Below are 18,868 nucleotides of genomic sequence, written 5' to 3'. Positions count from 1 at the left end.
CATCCCTTTTCTACGAGGGACACTACCGATGTTGAAGTTGTATAAGCCAGCGGCCCTTGCCGCCGCTATTGCTGTGTCATTGGGTGCGCCGTCTGCCTTCGCGGCAGAAGAAGTGCGTGTGTACAACTGGTCCGATTACATTGCCGAAGACACGCTGGAGAAGTTCACCGCGGAAACCGGCATCAAGGTGATCTACGACGTTTACGACAGCAACGAGATCCTGGAGGCGGCACTGCTTTCCGGGCGTTCCGGCTATGATCTGGTGGTACCCTCCAACCATTATGTGGCCAAGCAGATTTCTGCCCAGGCGTTTGTGCCGCTGGACCAGGACAAGTTGCCGAACATGGCCAATTTGAACCCGGACCTGATGGACGACCTGGAAAAAGTCGACCCGGGCAGCCAATTCTCCCTGCCTTACCTGTGGGGCACCAATGGCTATGGCTACAACGAAGGCCGCATTCAGGAAATCCTGGGTGACGACGCGCCCACGGACTCCTGGGCCCTGGTGTTTGATCCCGAGGTGACCGGCAAACTGGCCGCTGGCGGCTGTGGCATTGCCATGCTGGATTCCGGTGAGGAAATGGTACGTGCAGCCATGGCCTACATTGGCCTGGACCCGAACAGCATCAACGCCGAGGACATCAAAAAAGGCGGCGAGGTGATCAGGGCCATCCGCCCGAACGTGACCTACTTCCACTCGTCCCGTTACATCGCCGACCTGGCAAACGGTGATCTGTGCGTCGCCGCCGGCTATTCCGGTGACATACTGCAGGCCGCTGCTCGTGCTGAAGAAGCCGGCAATGGTAATGTGATCCGCTACACCATCCCCAAGGAAGGTGCGGTGCTGTGGTTTGACATGATGACCATTCCGGCGGGCGCTCCCAACGTGGAAAACGCCCACAAGCTGATGAACTTCCTGATGCGCCCGGAAATCATCGCGGACGTGACCAACTACGTGTGGTACGCCAACCCGAACAAGCCGGCGAATGAGTTTGTTGATCCGGAGATCCTCAATGACACCAGCATCTACCCCACCGATGAGGTGATGAAGAAGCTGTACATCATGGAAGGTCGGCCTCAGGACATCCAACGCCTGATGACCCGCACCTGGACCAACGTGAAGTCTGGTCGTTAAGGGGTGGAAAACGATAACAACATCTCCGCGCAAGCGGAGGTGTTACTCGAAATTGAGGGCATTTCCAAAAGCTTTGATGGCACCCTGGCCGTGGACAACGTAAGCCTGGACATCCACAAGGGAGAGATTTTCGCGCTGCTGGGTGGTTCCGGCTCCGGCAAGTCCACGTTGCTGCGCATGCTGGCAGGTTTTGAGGCGCCCAACACCGGTCGCGTGGTGCTGGATGGCCAGGACATTACCGACCTTCCGCCGTACCTGCGCCCAACCAACATGATGTTCCAATCTTACGCGCTGTTCCCCCACATGACGGTAGAGCAGAACATCGCCATGGGGCTGAAACAGGACAAACTGCCAAGGAGCGAGATTCGCGACCGGGTAGAGGCCATGTTGAAACTGGTCAAGATGGAGGCCTTTGCCAAGCGCAAACCCCAGCAGTTATCTGGCGGCCAGCAGCAGCGCGTGGCCCTGGCCCGTTCACTGGCCAAGCGCCCGAAACTGCTGTTACTGGACGAACCCATGGGCGCGCTGGACAAAAAGCTGCGCACGGAAATGCAGCTGGAGCTGGTGGAAATCCTTGAACAGGTAGGCGCCACCTGCCTGATGGTTACCCACGATCAGGAAGAGGCCATGACCATGGCCAGCCGCATCGCCATCATGGCCCAGGGACGCATTGCCCAGGTGGGTTCGCCCATCGATATCTACGAAAGCCCGAACAGCCGGATGACGGCCGAGTTCATCGGCTCCGTAAATATCTTTGAGGCCTGCATCCGCGACGACGAAGCCCATAGCATCACGCTCATCAGTGAGGCGCTGGATGTCCCGGTATTCATCGACCGAGGTGTGACCACGCCTGCGGAATCCACCGACACGCTGATTGCCCTTCGTCCGGAAAAAATCTACCTCACGACCGACAAACCGGACGGCGATAACAACTGGAGCCGCGGCACCGTGGACAACATCGCGTACCTGGGAGACATGACTTCCTATTACGTGAAACTGGACAGCGGCAGGCGCGTTCAAGCCACCATGGCTAACGTGGAACGCCGGGGTGAGCGACCGGCATGGGGCGATACGGTGTTTGTGTCCTGGGAAGCTTCCAGCCCAATGCTGTTGTGGAACTGATGCCATGGCCAACAAACTGATGCCCAGCCCGTTGATGGAGCGGGTACGTGCCGTTCTGTTTCATCGCAGGGTAGTGTTTGGCATTCCCTTTGTGTGGTTGCTGCTGTTCTTCCTGCTGCCATTCGCGCTGGTGCTGAAGATCAGCTTTTCCTCGGCGGTGATGGCCATCCCGCCTTACGAGCCGGTGTTCACCTTCGTGGACAACACCTTCTCGGTGGTGGTGAATTTCAGCAACTACCTGTTCCTGTTGTCCGACAGCCTGTACATCGCCGCCTACTGGGGCTCGGTCAAGATCGCCTTCATATCCACACTGGTTTGCCTGTTGATTGGCTATCCGATGGCCTATGCGATGGCCCGCGCCTCGGCCCGAATGCAGCTGGTCTTGCTGTTAATGGTGATGTTGCCGTCGTGGACCTCGTTCCTGATCCGGGTATACGCGTGGATGGGTATACTCGGCAACCAGGGCCTGCTGAACAACCTGCTGATAGGGCTGGGGGTCATCGACAGCCCCCTGAAAATGCTGAATACCAACTTTGCGGTGGTCCTGGGCATTGCCTACGCCTATCTGCCGTTCATGGTGCTGCCGATATACACCAATCTGGTGAAGCTCGATGTGCGATTGCTTGAGGCCGCGTCGGACCTCGGCTGCCGCAGCCTGACCACCTTCTGGGCCATCACCCTGCCACTATCAAAAGCCGGCATTATCGCGGGCTCCATGTTGGTGTTCATTCCGGCGGTGGGTGAGTTCGTGATCCCGGAGCTGCTGGGCGGGCCGGATACATTGATGATCGGCAAAGTGCTGTGGGAGGAATTCTTCAATAACCGTGACTGGCCGGTGGCGTCGTCGCTCGCCATTGTGATGCTGGCGCTGCTGTTGATACCCATCATCCTCTTCCATCGCTTCCAGGCCAGGGAGATGGAAAAGCATGGTTAACTCCCGCTCCGCGAGTTTTTCCAAAGTCATGCTGATATTAGGGCTGCTGTTCCTGTACCTGCCGATGGTCGTGCTGATTGTTTACTCGTTCAATGCCTCCAGACTGGTATCGGTGTGGGCGGGCTTTTCCACGCACTGGTATGGCGAACTGTTCCGCGACCAGCAGATTCTTTCGGCGGTGTGGATGAGCCTGAAGATTGCTTTCTACTCCGCCAGCATGGCGGTGTGCCTGGGCACCCTGTGTGCGTTCGTGATGACCCGCTTCAAGCGCATTCGCGGGCGCACCCTGTTGTCCAGCATGATCAGTGCACCGCTGGTAATGCCAGAGGTTATCACTGGGCTGTCGCTGTTGCTGCTGTTCGTGCAGATGGCGCAAACCATCGGCTGGCCCACAGACCGGGGCATGGCAACGATATGGATTGCCCACACCACCTTCTGCAGTGCCTATGTGGCGGTCGTGGTCAGCGCCCGCCTGCGTGAAGTGGACCGTTCCATCGAGGAAGCGGCCATGGATCTGGGCTGCACGCCCCTGAAGACATTCTTTGTGATCACCCTGCCGGTGATTGCCCCGGCGCTGGTGTCGGGCTGGCTGCTGGCGTTCACGCTGTCGCTGGATGACCTCGTAATTGCCAGTTTTGTGTCAGGGCCTGGGGCCACCACCCTGCCCATGGTGGTATTCTCATCGGTGCGGATGGGTGTGTCACCCAAGATCAACGCATTGGCCGCACTGATCATCCTGGCGGTGTCGTTGATCGCCTTTATTGCATGGTATCTGATGCTGCGGGCGGACCATAAACGGCGACGGGAAATCTGACACCTCTGCTATAAAGGTACGGGAGCCCGGCTCCGGGTTATGAACCGGCAGTCTTGGTCCCGGATTTTTGCAGCGGTTTGTACGGATTCGGTAGCCAGCGGCTTCGTTTCTGGCTCCGACGCAACTACACTGCCAATAAAGTTGGTCTTACCTGCCCCAACGAGTGCGAAATAACACAACAGGAGCTGACTATTGAACATCGCCAAGGCCTCCATGCAATTTGATGCGGCCCTCGCGGATTTTGCCCGCGCCCGGCGCGTTTCTTCCCAGGCGTCCAGCCTCAACCTGCTGGAGCGGGCGCGAATGCTGATGACAACGCCGGGCGGCTTTGATGTGCTGTACCGTCGGGTTGGTGCGTTGGAATCAGCAGGTATTTTCGGCACCAGCGACTGGTCCACACCGGCCATCCTCCAGCCCGCCCTGGCAAAGCATTCATTGCGCGAAGCAGGCGCTGTCACCACGGTTGTGGAGGCGATCAGCGAAATCCGCCTGCTGGCGGTGGTTCGTGGCGACTACTTTCACCGCGGCATTTCCTCGGAGCAGGCCCGGCACTTCCTCACCCAGGTCATGGCCCTGAACCTGGATCTGCTTTCCGGCACGCTCACTGAAGCTGACCGTGAGCGGCCGAAGGAGCTCGGCACCGTCGTACAGGGCCTTTACCAGTACCTGATTTCCCACCTTGGCTACGAAAGCTTGCTGGACAGTCTTGTAGCTGAAGTATGGCGGCTCCTGGAGCAGGGGCCGGTACAGGTGGACAGCATCTGCGACATGATCGGCCAGATCGCCAAATGCCTGTACGACCCGGACCTTGAGACCACCGGCGCTGCGGATGCCACCCGCCTGGTACGAGCCCTGTTCGCCCCCACCCCCGGCAGCAAGGAAGACCCCGGCCTGGATGTTTACCAACTACGCCTTGCCAAGATGGACTACGGAGCGCTTTCGGTGGAGGCCAAGGAATTCGCCCGCAATATGCACGACACCGGGCTGGCATCGCCCTATCATGCCGTTTTTCTGCGGTTTCTTCGCACCAGTAATGAAGACGAACTGATCCCCAAAGCCCTGGGGCTGACCATGACTGGTCTGGATGACCTCTATTGTTACAGCCAGCTGGTTCATTCACTGATCGACGAGGGCATCTACCCGGAAACCTGCCAGGCGGTTTATGGTCTCACCATGATGCTGGAGCGTGGTTCGCTGTTTACCCCTGTGGTGGCGCAGGCGCTCTGGCGTCAGATCAAGCTCAAGCTTTCGCCGGAAACCGAAAAGGCTCTGATAGAAGTGTTCGGCGATCCCGTGCCTCCCCGGGTGTTCCTGCTGGCCGGTGTGCTGAACCTGCTTGGGCAGCCACTGGGCGTGGGCCAGGGCAACAATCCCAGTTGCCAGTCCGCCATCGGGTTGTCCATGTGGGCGGCCAACGAGGCAGATTATCTGCTCCAGGTTCTGGCCTGGGCGGCACGAGACAATGAAGTACTGGGTCGATTCGAGGGCTGGGAAGTGTCGTCCAGGGACCTGGAGCCGGGGCTGGTCAAGGAAGCACCGGTGGATGTGGACCCGGTTTCCCTGATCCTGATTCCCCATCTGGACCGTCTCTACGGCGAGATGTGGCGCCGTTGTGAGGATCGGGACGATGACGCCCACCGCTGGATCAACCCGGAATTCTATGGCTGGTGGGTCAGCCATGGTTTCAAGGTAGTGGCAGACATCCATACCGGTGAAGTGAAGGACTATGACGATTTCGTTCGGCACTTTTATGCCGGCTACCACCCCTACTACAACGGTAACCTGCCAGTTATTCACCCCCAGCCAGCTGGAATTGCCGTTACCGACAGCGCCGCCCGCTTTGTCGGGCGCCACGCCATTACCATCCAACGGGTAGCCTTAAGCCCAACCAACGAGATGCGGGTGTATTTTTTTAACCCCAACAACGACAGCGGCCAGGACTGGGGCCAGGGCATTACCTGCGCAACACGGGGAAACGGCGAAATTCGCGGCGAGGCCTCCCTGCCCATCGCGGAATTCACCTCACGGCTGTATGCCTTCCATTACGACACCCTGGAGCTGGGTGATCTCACTGCCATACCGGAGGAGGAAGTGGCCAGGGTTATGGAGCTGGGATATGGCAGTTGGGCGGCTGCGGAAGGCGAAGACTGAGAAGGTTGATCCCCATGCCCTCAAGCGCAGAAGAATCCGGAGCTATTCACGCATAATCAGGCGCCGGACCTGTGCCAGATTTTCATTGGACGTCACATGATAGCTGGGTGATACCTTGGCGGCCCTGGCAAAGAAAACCTCAGCTTGCGGGTAGTCACCCTCGGCCATGCGAATATAACCCATAGTGTTCAGGGCATCGGCCTCGTTCATGATTCTAGTGAATGCCTCCTGGGCTTCGTCATAACGCTCCAGGCGGGTATAGAGCTGGCCAAGATTTCGCCACGCACGCTCGTGCCGTGGGTCAATTCCCAGAGCAGTCTGGTACTGGTGCTCCGCCCGGTCCCATTTTCCGATGAGATAGTACGAGTAGCCCAGATTGTTGTGGAGCTTTGCGTTGCGGGAAGACAGTGCCAGTGCCCGGTCGTAAAAATCCAGCGCACTGTTAAAATCACCGCGCAGGTCGGCCATTATCCCCAGGGCATTCCACGCCTGCCACCGGTTGCTGTCAGCTTCAACCGCCCGCTCCAGCATGGCCCGTGCCTGCTCGTATTCCCGCTGCTTCATCATCATCAACCCCAGGCCTTCCAGGGCGCCCGGATGGTCTGCATCCTGTTCAAGCGCAAGGCGAAAGGCAGAAGCGGCCTTGTTATCGGCTTCCTTGTGAAGATTGATAGTACCGACTTTGTACAGGGTATCGGCATTGTCCGGATCCAGCTCCAATGAGCGTATGTACTCGAACACCGCTTCATCCACGTTGCCTCGCCGGTAGGCTGCATCGCCCCTTGCGATCGCTTCCTCCGCCGATTCCACTGGCATCAGCGTGGAAAACGTCAGCTCTGACGTGCCTTCATACAGCTCTGTATAACTGTTGCCGGATTCTACCGTCTGGCTGCTGGCGCAACCGTAAAGAGTGAGCGCCGTAATGAGGGCACACAGTCCGCGCAGTTTCCGAACGCCGTGCCAGAACGCAGCCAGGCTATCCCGATCCAGTTGCTTTGTATTCTGATAGGTCATCATGGTAAATCCTCGGATTATTGCTGTGGACAGGGTTGTCACTTGAAATGATCCAGAAGTCCGACAACGGCCGGACCTATCGCCACGACAAAGAACGCGGGAAACATACATAACACCAGAGGGAACACCATCTTCGTGGAGATAGTTCCGGCTGCCTCTTCCGCCCGCTGCATCCGCTTATCGCGGAACTCCTCGGAATAGATCCGCAGGGACTCAGCCGTACTGGTACCAAACCGGAGGCTTTGGCTGAGCAGCGCTACGAGACCACCGATTTCCTCCAGGCCAGTCCGCTCGGCAAGGTTCTTGAGGGCATCGATCCGGTCCACACCGGCCCGCATTTCACTGTTCACCAGGGCGAGCTCCTCCGACAGTTCCGGGTGCCCAACCACCAGTTCATCGGCCACCCTCTGTATTGCCGGTTTCAGGCCATATCCAGCCTCGGTACATACCACCAGTAGATCCAGGGCATCCGGAAAGCCGTTGTAAAGCTTGCGTTTACGGCGTTCAATCAACTTGCCCAATACGTAGTTGGGGCCAAGCGCTCCCACTAACATGGCCCCTGCCGCCGCCTGTATGATTGCCATACTGCTCAGACCGGGCACCCATTTCAGCCCGAGGAACACGGCCAGAGGAAGGCCCACGATCAACAGGGTTTTTATGGCGTAGAGATTAGACAAAGCGTTTTCACTGCGGAAGCCGGCGTGGACCAGTCGCTGGCCCGTCCGGTTGAGTTCTTTTTCTTTCTTGGGCAGTACATAGGGAGAGATCGACTTGACCAATGGCGCGAACGAGCCTTCACCAGGTGCCTCACTGGCCTCCGGCGCCACCACATTGTGCAGACGGCTGCGCACCGGATGAAAAAACGTCGACATCAGGAACACCCCCGCCAGGGCGACACAAAAGACAGCAACCGCGATGAGTACCACAAAGGCCATTTGCGCCGTCTGACGATCCTGGATAATGCTATCGAGCATTCCAATCAGGTAATCCATGGCTTTTCTCCCTAAACCTTGAGATTGAGTATCTTTTTGATCCAGAAAACGCCGATCACGATCAACACCAGGGCCACCAGAACAATATCACCGCCACGTGGGCTTTCAGTGAGCATTGGCATATAGTCCGGATTGACCAGCGAAATCAGTACAAACAGAACAAATGGGGTCATGGTAAGCACCCAGGCTGAGATCCTCCCCTCTGCGGACAGGGTCCGCACCCGTCGCTGGAAGCGGAAACGGCCCCGGATGACGGAGGCGATTTTCTCCAGCACCTCGGCGAGATTGCCTCCGGATTCCCGCTGCACCAGAACGGCGGTGATCAACGCCATGATCAGCACACTGGGAACCCGCTGCAGCAGCCCCAGCAGTGCGGAGCGGACATCTCCCCCGTAATTGATTTCGTTAAAGGTGGTCTGGAACTCTTCCTTCACCGGGCCAGGCATTTCGGTGGACACCAGGCGTATAGCTTCGATAAAAGGATGCCCTGCCCGCAGGGCACGGATAATCACATCCACCACATCCGGTAGCTGCTCCTCGATCTTGGCAATCCGCTGGCTGCGTTTTCGGCGCAGATAAAGAAACGGGAGGGAGGCGCCAAACGGGGCGAAAAGCACGGGTATCCACCAGGTGCTCTTGAAATAATAACCGACGAAACCCGCCGTCACCGCCAACAGCAGCGCCAGCAGAACGACCCGATAGGCGCGGGTGCGGTAGCCGCTCTGGGCAATCAGTGTGATCAATGGCTCCAGCAACGACAGGGTTTCCAGTCGTTTTTCCAGGGGGGAGAGGTCCCGCAGGTAATGCTCTCTCATGAGAGATACCCGCTCAACTTCTCCGTCCCCGGCAGTCAGGTTTTTCATCCTTTGGCTAAGGCGCTTACGGGCGCCGCGATTCTCTCCGAATACCGGAACAACCAGCCCCTGGGACAACAGAAAAACCGCCACAAAGACGAGGACAAGGAATACCCACAGCTTATCTCCCAGTACGTCCATGGCTCAGCTCCCGAAGTCCGGATCATAGATTGATAACGGCAATACAATCCCCCGCTGATGAAGATGTTCCTGGAAACGGGGAACAATACCGGTTGCCCAGAAATTGCCTTGTACACGGCCCTGTTCGTCCCGGCCGAGGCGGCGGAAGGTGAAAATCTCGGACATGGTAATTACATCACCCTCCATGCCGTTGATCTCCTGCACACTCACCAGGCGACGCGTCCCGTCTTCCTGACGCTCGACCTGCAGGACCACATCAATGGCGGAAGCCACCTGGGAACGGATGGCTTTCGTCGGCATGGTGGTGCCCGTCATCGACACCATATTCTCGATCCGGGTCAGGGCATCCCGGGGCGCGTTGGCGTGCAGGGTGGTCATGGAACCATCGTGACCGGTGTTCATCGCCTGCAACATGTCCAGAGCCTCGGGGCCCCTGACCTCGCCGACAATAATGCGATCGGGCCGCATCCGCAGGCTGTTACGCACCAGATCCCGCTGCGTGACTTCGCCCTTGTTTTCAATATTTGGCGGGCGGGTTTCCAGGCGCGCGACATGAGGCTGCTGAAGTTGCAGCTCGGCAGAGTCTTCAATAGTCACAATCCGCTCGTCGTCCGGCACAAATCCGGACATGACGTTGAGCAGAGTGGTTTTACCGGAGCCGGTACCGCCGGAGATCAGAATGTTCAGCCGGCCCTGCACAATGCCCTTGAGTAGCTCGGCAACAGGCGCCGTCAGTGTGCCTTTTTCGATCAGGGTCTCCATTGACAGGCCTTCAATGGAGAAACGGCGAATGGACAGTAACGGCCCGTCGACAGCCAGCGGCGGGATAATGGCGTTTACGCGCGAGCCATCCTTCAGCCGTGCGTCCACCATCGGCGAAGACTCGTCGATCCGGCGCCCGACACTGGAGACAATGCGATCAATCGTATTCAGCAGATGGGTGTCGTTCTGAAAGGTGGCGCTTTCCCGCTCCAGCTTGCCGTAGCGCTCTACATAGATGCAGTTATAGCCGTTGACCAGAATATCGGAGATGGACTTGTCCGCCAGCAAAGGTTCCAGGGGACCAAAGCCCAGGATATCATCCTGAATCTGTTGAAGAATTCGTTGACGGGCGGTCAGAGAAAGCGGCATGGATTCTTCTGACATTAGCCGCTGGCCAATCTCCTCCAACTGGCGCTCAGCCTCTCCCCGCCCCAGAGTCCCCAACAGGGACAGGTCCAGCACCTTCATCAGCTTCTGGTGAATTTTCTGTTTCCAGACCCTTTCCTGCTCTTCTTCGGCCCGGCGCGACGGGTCCTTCCCCATGCCACTTGTAACCAGTTGCGACTCAAGTTCGCCTCTGCGACCGCCATTCATGCTGCTGGGTTCCATAACGCTCTCCTCAGGCTCCTGCCAGTTTCTGCCACATCCGACCAAAACCGGACGGCTGCACCACCTTTTTGCCACTCAATGTCTCTGCCATTTGCACCAGGCTGCGGCTTACCAGTGACGAAGGCGCTGCTTCGAGCAGTGGCACTCCCATGTTGGCGCTCTCTGCGACCTTGGCATAGTCATTGGGAATACAGGTAAGATCCGCGACTCCCAGCGCTTTTTGGATATCAGCGGTACTCAGGGCAAGGCGTTTGTTCCAGCGGTTAACAACCACGCAGATCCGATCGGCAGGAATCCCCATATAGTGGTTGAGATAATGAAGCAGCCGGCGGGCATCCTGGACATGGGCAATAGTCTGCTGCATCACCAGCAGCACCCTGTCAGCAGACTCCAGCACGCCACCAGTGACGCCATCGATCTGCCTGGGCAGGTCAACCACCGTATGGTCATAGCCGGAGCGCAGTAGCGTCATCAGTTTCTGCAGCTGTCTTTCATCGATATCACCGTGAACAACCAACTGGTCGGTGCCATGACCAAGCAGGTGCAACCCGCTCTTGTGCTTCACCATGTGCCCCTCCAGCGCCAGCAGGTCCATGTTGTCCGCACGCAGGATGGCGTCGATCAAGCCGCCGCTCTCTTTCAGGTCGAAAGCCGAAGCCAGGTGACCAAACTGCAGATCCATGTCCAGCAAGGCCACCCGGTCCTCGATCTTTTCCACCAGGCTGTGGGCCAGTGCGCCTGCCAGGGTACTGGCGCCAGAGCCGCCCTTGGCGTTAATGACCGCAAACAGGTCTCCGGCCTGCTTGCCCGCTGGCTGGAGCTGCCGGGCCACACGCCGCAGGGCCGCCATGAGCTCCTGTTTATGCACCGGGAAGGTAAAATAATCCCGGGCCCCCACCTGCATCGCGGCACGCATGATCGTGGTATTTTCCGGGCCGGTTATCATCGTCGGCACCCGCTCCTGGGCAGGTCGCTGGTCAAGCGAATTCAGTTCTTCTTCCCAGGCCACGGTCGTGCAAAACACCAGTGCATCGGGCAGCTCCGTTATATTATGGAGCGGATCGGAGTGCCCATTGCTGATAAGGCGTTTGTGGAAGGACATCCCCGGCTCATCGGCCAGCATCCGTTCAAGCTCTTCCAGTTCATGAGCGTTGCGCCCTGCAATCAGAACCGTCATCGGTGTTTTCATGGCTTTTCCCTACCTGTTCACTCAGCTGACTGAACCAAAACAGCCGGTACCTTCCGGCGAAACACCCAGGCTCTCCCTGGGCAGCACGGTAATAAACGGCGGCAACTCAAACTGCTGGAAAAAGAAAGGAATGATCAGCTGGTGCTGAAAACCGCTGACCTCGCTTCTTACGAAGGCAATATCCAGGAAATTGGCGGTCGTGTCGGCCACCACAGCGCCAGTAGCGGTGAGGTACTGGAGGCTGATCAGGCCTTCATTCAGGTCTCTGAGCACCGGACTGTTTCCGGACGAATTCGGTTCGGCAAACATGGCCACCCGCCGGATCGCGCTATGCTCAACAGGACAGACGACGGCTACCCTGGCGGCCCGCCGACTGGTCTCATCCAGCGTATTCCAGACGAACATCAGGCGGCCAAACTCAATGGCCGCAAACAGCAGGACAAAAAACAGCGCACCGACCAGAGCGAACTCCACCGTATGCAAACCGGACTGGGGCCTGATGTTCATAACGCCCTCATCTGTACCGTACCGTTCATTTCAAAGGCCAGGCTGATCGGGTCGCCGCCGTAGAACGCGGGGATGCGACCCACGATCGGCACATAGTTGTATCGGGCGCTGACCATGATGTGGCTGGCGTCCGGGCTGGTCACACTGACATCTCCCGGTGACCAGCCCGGCAATAGGGGCTCCCCCGCTCCCAGTGTGTTGCCGTAAACCACCAGATTGCTGGACTCCTGCACCAGGGTGCTATCCAGGAAGATCACCCCCACACTGCCAAGCAAGGCATTGGAGGCCGCGTGTCGGGCGCCGTCCTGGGTTGCCCGGGTCATGGTGTGGTACTGGTGAAATGCCCATCCCAGTTCACTGACCGCAAACACCACCAGCAGCAACAGCGGGGCTGTCAGCAGGAATTCCAGCGCGGCGATGCCCTGTTGTCGCTTCCCCGTACTGTGAAATGCACCCATTGCCCCTTCTCCCACCTATCCCGCAGCGTTCAGCTGTCGATAGAATCCGGATCCTTGTATAATTGGATGATGCGGGGCCCCGGGCCTGCGCCTGGATCCGGGCCGGGTACTCCGCTGCCGCCACAATCGTCCTTGAACTGGCCGTAAAACACCGCCTGCCCCTGCTGATTCATTCGGTCCACCATGTAAAAGCAGGAGAACCCAAGCAGCTCCACGCTATCCTGTCCGCTAGCCAATCCATCACAGTTGCCGACCGGCATGGTCAGGATACGTCGACCGGGCGCGCCCTCCGGTGGTTGATCCGGATTGACGGTCTGGTATTGCGATTCGTACCAATCCAGGTCGTAGGGTGGTATTTGCTGATCCAGGTAGTCCTGTTCTGTGTAGGTTGTGTGGTTGGTGAACCAGTCGGGCGGGTAATCGGTGGCGTTGACCGGCCCATTATAGATTCCCAGCCGGGTATTGATCCCCTGGGCAAAGGGGCCCACGGTGTTACCGGGTTCCGTCTCGATGTCGCCCTCGCCGCCGATGGAAAGGCAGGCATCAAACTTCCCGGCTGCCGCTTCCCGTACATCGGCACCACCCTGGCTGCCATCGAGTCGAATCAGGTAGAAGTTGCCATTACCCACTTCCGAACTGGTGCCCGAACCGATTTTCAGCTGCTCTACCTGGCCTCGTGAATAGCCGAATGTGGTGCCTGGTGGGCTCTCAGCCGGTGGCGTGCCGCAGGCCATGACCGGTGCAACATTGCAGACCTTCTGAAGCGTCGGGCTGGGGCCGGCCACCGCAGTGCCGGCTATCGTCAGGTCATCAAACCCGAGCACCGGGGCAAACCATTCCGCGACGTCATAATTTGCAACTGCGGCCCTCACGTATTGGGCAGGCACAGTACCTGACACAAACGGATCCAGCGTCGAGGAATATTCGAGTGCCAGGCTCAGGTTACCGCCACTGGCCGCGGCCCCAAGTCCGGCATTGCCAGGCGCCGCCAGATTGCTGGCAAAGGTGGTCTGGCCTGCGCTATCGGCAAGGGCGGTACTGCCGGTCTGGTCCAGAACCTTGGCAGCACTGAGTGCAGCAGCATCCAGAGCATTCTGCAGCCGTGTCTTTTCCAGATGGGCGTTGCTGATATCCAGCGCCAGTGCCGCCATCCCCAGAATGGCCACCAGAGAAATGGCCGCCAGCGGCAGGATCGCCCCGTGATGGTACCTGTGAGTTTTCCCAAGCGAGACCATGGCCCGCCCTCCCTGTTCAGCGCTGAAGCCCAAGCCCGGCGCTGCCACTCATATCCGGAGACATCCGCGCCGGGTTGCCGGTATCCTTGCGATAGCTGTTGTATCCGGCTTCCGCTTTCTGGCCATCCAGCAGAGGAAGCTCACGCACTTCCTGATCTGGTGAGACGTACTTCTGGGCAGCGATCATCTGACGGACTGAGTTACCGAACTGATCCTCGGAGCTGGGTGAGGCGCATCCCACTATCAGCATTGCCATAGCCAGCCCGGCCACTGCTGTCTTCACGTTGCTTTTGTAGGCATCCATGGTATTTCCCTCAGAGTTCATGGCCGAATTGTCCCTTTACACTGCCGCGCTGGACCGGCTTTGGCCCCGTGCTAGGCTTGCGCCTGCCTTCCGTATAGCCCAACAGATAGAACTCGAGATCGGACGGCTCGACGAAGTAATCCGTAGGCAGGGTAAACTGCTCGCGGTCCACAGGTTTCGCGAAATGGGGGGTGACCAGAATCACCAGCTCGGTCTTGCCCTTAATGTATTCCTGGCTGCGGAACAGGTTGCCAAGTATCGGCAGGTCCCCGAGCCCCGGGAACTTGTCTACCCGCTCCCTGAGGTTCTCGTTGATCAATCCCGCCACCCCGATGGTCTGGCCATTCGCCAGCTCCACCGTGGATGATGCACTGCGGCTGGTCAGTGCATTGATGAAGAAGGTGGCAGAGGTATCAGGCACTTCCAGGGCAATGGAGTTCTGGTTGCTCAGCTCACTGACCTTGATATTGAGCTTGAGGCTGATCATGTCCGAGTCCAGGACCGTAGGCAGAAAGCCGAGGCTGACACCGAACTCCTTGAACTCGATTGTGATGCCGTCATCCTGACCACTGCCTACAGGGATCGGAAATTCACCGCCGGCATGAAAAGTGGCTTCCTGGCCCGTGAGCGTTGTCAGCGTGGGTTCGGCCAGCACCTTGGCCAGGTTGTTTTCCTGGGCCGCGTCGATCACCAGATCAAACAGGGTGTCGCCGTCGAGGAAGCTGGCGAACAGGCCGGTGCTTTCAAAGGTCATTGGTTCACGCACAACTTGGGTAGCCGGCACTCCTCCCGTTAGCGTGTCAAAACCGCCACCGGGCACAAAGGCGCCGGACGGGGCCAGGGCCGTGCCATTGTTGGCTGCACCGATGGTCAGCAGCGAGTTGGCATTGATGGCAGCGAACTTGGCGCCAATACGTTTGAGGAAGTCCCGCGACACTTCAGCCACCTGAACCTCCAGCATGACCTGCTGCGCGCCGCCCACCTGCATCATGTTGAGCACCCGGCCCTCCTCACCGCCCTGGTAGCTGCGGGCCAGGTCGAGGGCCGCCGTCATGCGGGTGGCACTGCTCACCTCGCCACTGAGAACGATGGCATCCTGGGAAGAGCGAACCTGAACCTCTTCCCCCGGCAGGATCTGGTGGAGTTTGGACTTCAGGCTTTCCAGATCATGGTTAACCTCAATCGCGACGGCACTGACCACCTGATTATCACTGTCCCACAGGGTGACATTCGTGGTCCCCAGCTTTTTCCCCACCACGTACAGTTGCCGTGAACGCAGAATGAGAATATCGGCGATGTCCGGATTACCAACGGAAATTTTCGCCACTGGCTGTTCCAGGTAGAGAATCTGGGACTGGTTGAGGGCAACTTCCACGACCTGTCTGTTCATACCGCTGGCGAGCATGGCCTGAGCACTGGCCCCTGCCGGAAACACCAGCACCCAAAGCAGAGCCAGGCTGATTAGATAACCTTCAATCGTTAATTTCCGTGCCGTTACTGTCATGGCCACTCTCCCTATCTGTACTTCCTGTCCGGTTATCGAAACCAACCGGCCGGTCCCATTCCACAGGCTTCCCCGGAAGTCCCCTTACATGGAAACCCTTGATGTGGTGACTTCAGTGCCACGAATGACCGTGACCCTTGAGGTAGTGGATACCACCCTTCGCGGCGCCGGCTTTGGCGCTGGCTTCACTTCCGCCACCACCTTCTCTTTTTCCGGTTTCGGTTCGGGTAGCGGGCGAATGCTGTCGTCCAGCGGATTTCTCAGCGCCAGTTGCACAACCCCTTCCTGGGTTGCCTTGACAAGTTCCTCGGCGTCCGTTGAACTGAGTTCCAGGGTGACGGCACGCACAATCACCGGTTTGTCTTTTTCCGGTGACGCAGTCTGGTCCACCGCCAGTACCTTGACGTTTTCCAGCAAAGTGCGGGAATGATAGCGACGGTTCCCGTTAGGGATAGCTGAAACAACATCCACCCGGTTACCCGGCATCAGGAAGCCGGCGACACCAATGACATCGTTGACCCGCACAGTCACCGCCCGCATGTTCGGCGCGATCACGGCCGACAGCGCGCTGCCTCCGCCGAAGGCCACCACTTTTTCCCTGAGGATCACCTCGCCCGGATACATCGTGGTCATGGCAACCGTGCTTTCTACTTCGGCAATGTCTTTATAAGCCCCGGACGGCACCATGGAACTGGGCATATTGGCGACCCTTAGATCACTGGCTTCCAGTTTCTTGCCGAACGGGACCTGCAGTGCTGCCACCACCACGGGAATACCATCGTCTGTCGCGGGCGACGCAAAGCGGTCCACCGCCCAGCCTCTGGCCAGGTAGGCGGCGCCAAGCCCCATCATCAGGGCAAAACCAAGTATGAGAACAGTTCTTGACTTGAACATAACGGTCACCCCACGTTATCCATGTGCACGAAGTAGTTTTGCCAGGCCCAGTGAATGGACTCCCGGCTGAGCCTCGCCGGCAACCCGCGATACCGGCAGTAGTCACTGACCAGCCCCAGCAGGTCCCGGGGATGACAGGGCAGCAGGACGTTGTCCTGGGTCGGATAGAGCTCTGTCATCATGAACCGAGTAACGTCAGGGTCGTTTTCGATCGCCATTTCCCGGCAGACCTGTTGCCATAACCGCAGAAACGATTCCGGCGCCAGGGTTCTGAAACCGATCTTGTGGCCGATCCGGCGCAGGAAGGCTTCGTCGGCCAGATCCAGCGGATTCAGGTTGGTGGAGAAGATCAGCAACATGTCGAAAGGAACGGCGAAGTGCTGCCCGGCCCTGAGATTCAGGAAATCCCGTTTTTCCTCCATGGGCACGATCCAGCGGTTCAGCAGGTCCACGTGGGATACCCGCTGGCGGCCCAGGTCATCCACCAGCAACATGCCATTGCTGGCCTTGAGCTGTATGGGGGCCTGGTACTGCTTGCGCTGTTCGTCAAATTTCAGATCCAGCATATCCAGGGTCAACTCACCGCCGGTGGTTACCTCCGGGCGGTGGCAGAGAACATAGCGGGGGTCGTGACCGTTGGTAAGGTGCACGGGATCCTGCTGCTCCCCGGTAACCGGATGGTGGAATTCAGGATCAAACAGGCTGATCACCGTATCGCCCACCAGCAGGGAATAGGGTATGTACACTGGCCCCGCGAGTAACTTCACCAGTTGGCGGGATATATAGCTTTTACCACTGCCTGCCGGACCATAAATGAACATGGCACGTCCGGAATGCACTGCCGGGCCGAGTTGCGCCAGCAGACTCTCCTCGACCACGGTATTGCGGAACAACTGGTGCATATCCTCTTCGGTAACAACACACCCGGACACTGACTGGCGCCGGACGAGTGATTCGTAATCCCTGAGAAGAACCGGAGCCGGGCCGCAATAGCCGTCCCGGGACAGGGAATTCAGCGCCTCCGCTCGTCCCCTATCCGTCAGGGCATAACGCAGACCGCCATCGGAGAGATCCGCACTGCGGCTCTCAACCCTGGCCTCCCGGCGCAACAGGTTCAGCACCGGCTCCAGCACCGCCCCCGGTAACGCCATCTGACGGGACAGGTGTTGCAGGGTCTGGTTGCTGACCAGATTGAGGTGCTTGAGCAGCAGATCCGCCACGAAGAAATGATCCAGGCCGGTATCGTCCAGGGTGTGTGGCCGGGAAAGGGCCTCGGCCATCGCCGGAGAGACATCCCTTGTTTCTGTGGTCAGGAGTTCAGCTTCCATTGCGTATTCTCCAGATTCTTGAAAATGGCTTGGCTAGATAACCGCCAGGGCGGTTCCGCAAGCAATTGCCAATGCATAAGGAAAACGTAAGCCTGCGGCTTCCCCTACTTCCGGAGGGATATACTGAGGTTTACGGGCAACCAATAAAATCAGCATTGTTCTGTAGCGACGAATCATAGGTCGTAAACCACCTCTGGCAGCGATATAAACCGTTGCAATAACGCCGCCCACAATTAAGGCCATTAGCGCCGCCACGAAGACATTCACGGGACCAATAAAAGCACCTACACCCGCCAAGAGTTTTACGTCCCCAGCGCCCATAGCACCGAAGATGTGAAAAGGCAGGAAGCAAAGCAACCCAATAAACAGACCTAAAAGTCCTATTCCCAAACCGCTTCCACCCGCAACCCATGTTTGAAATACCAAACCTGTAAAAGCGATGCCAAAAGTCAGCCAATTTGGAATTCTGTGTCTGGTTACGTCTATCAAGACAGCGAGACCCAACCCAATAATAAGTGCGATGATAAATGGATTATTCATACCAGTGCACCGAGACTTGGCGGAGTATGCAGAGCGGCAAGACGATCCCTGCATACTCACTTACTAATCGGTTGATTAAGGCGTTGGCGCCACAATCGTGTCTGCGATGCCGTCGATAACAAGCGCGATGTTATCTCCGAGTAACGTAAACGCAGTAACCGCACCCAGAACGATCAAAGCTCCTGCGACAGCATATTCAGACAGCTCCAACCCCTCTTCATCACGAAGAAACTGAACCACTTTTTCCTTTAAGTTTTTCATTTCGTCACTCCTGCAGTCGTTAAACGAACTTCCATGGTTGTACAGCCACTGATCCGTGCGCTGTATCAACCACCTTAGGAGGAGCGGAGAATTAACCGTTAGGAGAATTCTGGTGAAAAA

The 18,868-nt window shown here is 58.0% G+C and carries 19 protein-coding genes; 5 read left to right on the top strand and 14 right to left on the bottom strand.

Going from position 1 to position 18,868, the window contains the following annotated elements:
• Positions 1 to 28 precede the first annotated feature (28 nt).
• The 5 genes from FDP08_RS14715 to FDP08_RS14695 all read left to right on the top strand — a co-directional run bounded on the left by FDP08_RS14715 (position 29) and on the right by FDP08_RS14695 (position 6,156).
• Positions 29 to 1,135 carry a polyamine ABC transporter substrate-binding protein gene (locus tag FDP08_RS14715; RefSeq protein ID WP_137436878.1) on the top strand — a complete coding sequence of 369 codons (1,107 nt, stop codon included), beginning with the start codon at positions 29 to 31 and terminating at the stop codon, positions 1,133 to 1,135.
• A gap of 3 nt (positions 1,136 to 1,138) precedes the next feature.
• On the top strand, positions 1,139 to 2,257 hold the full coding sequence (potA, locus tag FDP08_RS14710) for a polyamine ABC transporter ATP-binding protein (RefSeq protein WP_137436877.1): 1,119 nt from the start codon (positions 1,139 to 1,141) through the stop codon (positions 2,255 to 2,257).
• Positions 2,258 to 2,291: 34 nt separating this feature from the next.
• Entirely contained in the window at positions 2,292 to 3,191 is a 900-nt protein-coding gene (locus FDP08_RS14705) for an ABC transporter permease subunit (protein ID WP_206077322.1), read from the top strand.
• The gene (locus FDP08_RS14700) at positions 3,184 to 4,005 is read left to right on the top strand and encodes an ABC transporter permease subunit (RefSeq protein WP_137436875.1); all 822 of its coding nucleotides are present in this window, start codon (positions 3,184 to 3,186) and stop codon (positions 4,003 to 4,005) included. Before FDP08_RS14705 ends, FDP08_RS14700 begins: the two co-directional genes overlap by 8 nt.
• 213 nt (positions 4,006 to 4,218) lie before the next feature.
• Positions 4,219 to 6,156, top strand: a complete 1,938-nt coding sequence (locus FDP08_RS14695) for a hypothetical protein (RefSeq protein ID WP_137437348.1) — start codon at positions 4,219 to 4,221, stop codon at positions 6,154 to 6,156.
• 42 nt (positions 6,157 to 6,198) lie between these two features.
• Here the strand turns inward: FDP08_RS14695 and FDP08_RS14690 are convergent, their stop codons facing one another.
• The 14 genes from FDP08_RS14690 to FDP08_RS14625 all read right to left on the bottom strand — a co-directional run bounded on the left by FDP08_RS14690 (position 6,199) and on the right by FDP08_RS14625 (position 18,748).
• Positions 6,199 to 7,173 carry a tetratricopeptide repeat protein gene (locus FDP08_RS14690; protein WP_170979038.1) on the bottom strand — a complete coding sequence of 325 codons (975 nt, stop codon included), beginning with the start codon at positions 7,171 to 7,173 and terminating at the stop codon, positions 6,199 to 6,201.
• 35 nt (positions 7,174 to 7,208) lie between these two features.
• The gene (locus FDP08_RS14685) at positions 7,209 to 8,162 is read right to left on the bottom strand and encodes a type II secretion system F family protein (RefSeq protein WP_137436873.1); all 954 of its coding nucleotides are present in this window, start codon (positions 8,160 to 8,162) and stop codon (positions 7,209 to 7,211) included.
• Positions 8,163 to 8,173: 11 nt separating this feature from the next.
• Complete coding sequence (locus tag FDP08_RS14680) at positions 8,174 to 9,157, bottom strand: type II secretion system F family protein (protein ID WP_137436872.1); 984 nt, start codon at positions 9,155 to 9,157, stop codon at positions 8,174 to 8,176.
• Between the two features lie 3 nt (positions 9,158 to 9,160).
• Positions 9,161 to 10,528, bottom strand: coding sequence for a TadA family conjugal transfer-associated ATPase (locus FDP08_RS14675; RefSeq protein ID WP_137436871.1), 1,368 nt, complete (start codon positions 10,526 to 10,528; stop codon positions 9,161 to 9,163).
• 10 nt (positions 10,529 to 10,538) lie between these two features.
• Positions 10,539 to 11,717: a CpaE/TadZ family protein gene (locus FDP08_RS14670; RefSeq protein ID WP_137436870.1), complete on the bottom strand. Its 1,179-nt coding sequence runs from the start codon at positions 11,715 to 11,717 to the stop codon at positions 10,539 to 10,541.
• A 21-nt stretch (positions 11,718 to 11,738) separates the two neighbouring features.
• Positions 11,739 to 12,224, bottom strand: coding sequence for a TadE/TadG family type IV pilus assembly protein (locus FDP08_RS14665; protein ID WP_137436869.1), 486 nt, complete (start codon positions 12,222 to 12,224; stop codon positions 11,739 to 11,741).
• Positions 12,221 to 12,682: a TadE family protein gene (locus FDP08_RS14660; protein WP_137436868.1), complete on the bottom strand. Its 462-nt coding sequence runs from the start codon at positions 12,680 to 12,682 to the stop codon at positions 12,221 to 12,223. Before FDP08_RS14660 ends, FDP08_RS14665 begins: the two co-directional genes overlap by 4 nt.
• A gap of 29 nt (positions 12,683 to 12,711) precedes the next feature.
• Positions 12,712 to 13,917, bottom strand: coding sequence for a Tad domain-containing protein (locus FDP08_RS14655; protein ID WP_137436867.1), 1,206 nt, complete (start codon positions 13,915 to 13,917; stop codon positions 12,712 to 12,714).
• Between the two features lie 16 nt (positions 13,918 to 13,933).
• Positions 13,934 to 14,221, bottom strand: coding sequence for a hypothetical protein (locus FDP08_RS14650; RefSeq protein WP_137436866.1), 288 nt, complete (start codon positions 14,219 to 14,221; stop codon positions 13,934 to 13,936).
• A gap of 10 nt (positions 14,222 to 14,231) precedes the next feature.
• Positions 14,232 to 15,725 carry a type II and III secretion system protein family protein gene (locus tag FDP08_RS14645; RefSeq protein ID WP_137436865.1) on the bottom strand — a complete coding sequence of 498 codons (1,494 nt, stop codon included), beginning with the start codon at positions 15,723 to 15,725 and terminating at the stop codon, positions 14,232 to 14,234.
• A gap of 84 nt (positions 15,726 to 15,809) precedes the next feature.
• Entirely contained in the window at positions 15,810 to 16,619 is an 810-nt protein-coding gene (cpaB, locus tag FDP08_RS14640; protein WP_137436864.1) for a Flp pilus assembly protein CpaB, read from the bottom strand.
• 5 nt (positions 16,620 to 16,624) lie between these two features.
• The gene (locus FDP08_RS14635) at positions 16,625 to 17,947 is read right to left on the bottom strand and encodes a P-loop NTPase family protein (RefSeq protein WP_137436863.1); all 1,323 of its coding nucleotides are present in this window, start codon (positions 17,945 to 17,947) and stop codon (positions 16,625 to 16,627) included.
• Between the two features lie 33 nt (positions 17,948 to 17,980).
• Positions 17,981 to 18,487, bottom strand: coding sequence for an A24 family peptidase (locus FDP08_RS14630; RefSeq protein ID WP_170979037.1), 507 nt, complete (start codon positions 18,485 to 18,487; stop codon positions 17,981 to 17,983).
• 75 nt (positions 18,488 to 18,562) lie between these two features.
• Entirely contained in the window at positions 18,563 to 18,748 is a 186-nt protein-coding gene (locus FDP08_RS14625) for a Flp family type IVb pilin (protein WP_137436861.1), read from the bottom strand.
• Positions 18,749 to 18,868 lie beyond the last annotated feature (120 nt).

The organism is Marinobacter panjinensis, assembly GCF_005298175.1.
Lineage (GTDB): Bacteria > Pseudomonadota > Gammaproteobacteria > Pseudomonadales > Oleiphilaceae > Marinobacter > Marinobacter panjinensis.
The sequence above is the reverse complement of the archived record's forward strand: the minus strand, read 5'-3'. Positions and strand labels throughout refer to the sequence as shown.